Annotated in this window: 2 protein-coding genes; one reads left to right on the forward strand and one right to left on the reverse strand. The window is 63.2% G+C overall.

Annotation, left to right across the window (positions count from 1 at the left end; genetic code table 11):
- Positions 1–280 (forward strand): EamA family transporter (locus VOI27_RS23120; protein ID WP_323769030.1); only part of this gene is annotated, 280 nt, incomplete at its 5' end.
- A 119-nt stretch (positions 281–399) separates the two neighbouring features.
- Here the strand turns inward: VOI27_RS23120 and glmM are convergent.
- Positions 400–1501: phosphoglucosamine mutase (glmM, locus tag VOI27_RS23125; protein ID WP_323769032.1), on the reverse strand; the 1102-nt coding region annotated here is incomplete at its 5' end.

Raw genomic sequence — 1501 nt, forward strand, 5'->3', positions numbered from 1 at the left:
CCGCCCGTCGCCCCCGATCCTCGCTGCGCTGGCGTTTCTGGGGCTCCTCCCCACCGCCGCTGCGAACTTCCTACGCGTCGTGGTCATACGCAGCGCGGGACCGGTCTTCATGTCACTGGTGAACTATCAAGTCCCTGTCTGGTCCGTCTGCCTGGGCGCGCTTGTGCTGGACGAACCGCTGCCACCCTCGCTGCTTTATGCGATGGTGCTGATCCTTGCGGGCGTCGCACTCAGCCAATACGGAGCCTTCCGCCGCCTGCTGACGCGCGCGCGCGCCTAGCTTCCGAATGGCCCTAAATCCTCGCCGAAGGCATCCCACGGCCACCGCGCACGGCGTGCCCCGCGAGGGTGCGGCAGGGCTGCGCGAACGCTGACCCCGCCAGCAACCCGGCGATCAACTTACGGTGCGACAGCCGCCGTGACCGCATCCACCACGGAATCGACCGCGCGTTCCATCAGCCCTGCATCCTCATGCTCTGCCATCACACGTACCAGCGGTTCGGTGCCGGATTTGCGGATCAGCAAACGCCCCTGACCGGCCAGATCTGCCTCGGCCTGTGCGATGGCCCCTTGCACCTGAGCGTCTTCTAGCGGCACTTGACCCGCTGAAAACCGCACGTTCTTAAGCAGCTGCGGCACGGGCTCAAAGCTGTTCAGCAGCTCCGAAGACGTCTTTTCCGACCGGATCATCTCTGCCAGAAATTGCAGCCCCGCCATCAGGCCGTCACCAGTGGTAGCGTGGTCGGTCATGACGATATGGCCGGATTGCTCTCCACCCAGATTGAACCCGCCTTCGCGCATCCGCTCGACGACATAGCGATCCCCGACCGAGGTCCGCTCGAGCCGCAGCCCCTTGCCTTGCAGAAAGTGTTCAAGGCCAAGGTTGCTCATCACGGTGGCGACCAAGGCATTATTGGCCAGCCGGTCTTCGGCCGCCCATCGGGACGCCATGAGAGCCATGAATTGATCCCCGTCGCCGACTTTGCCGGTCTCGTCGATCAAGATCACCCGATCCGCGTCACCGTCCAGACAAATGCCGACATGTGCGCCGTGTTCGACAACCGCAGCCGCCGCCCGTTCAGGGTGGGTCGAGCCGCAATTTTCGTTGATATTAAAACCGTTAGGGGAGACACCGAGCTCGATCACCTCGGCCCCAAGCTCCCACAGTGTTTCAGGTGCGACGCGGTGGGCGGCCCCGTTCGCGCAGTCGATTACAACCTTCAACCCGTCCAGACGCATCTGGCGTGGAAACGAGGATTTGACCCGCTCGACATACCGGAAACGCCCGTCGTCGATCCGTTTGGCACGGCCGATTTTATCGGCAGGGTTCATCTCGACGCCACCCGCGATCAGGGCTTCGATCTCTGCCTCCACTGCGTCGCTCAGCTTGAACCCGTCGGGGCCGAAAAACTTGATACCATTATCCGTCGCCGGATTGTGACTGGCCGAAATCATGACCCCTAGATCGGCCCGCATGGACCGCGTCAGCAGCCCCACAGCC

This window comes from Marinovum sp., assembly GCF_034669705.1.
GTDB lineage: Bacteria > Pseudomonadota > Alphaproteobacteria > Rhodobacterales > Rhodobacteraceae > Marinovum.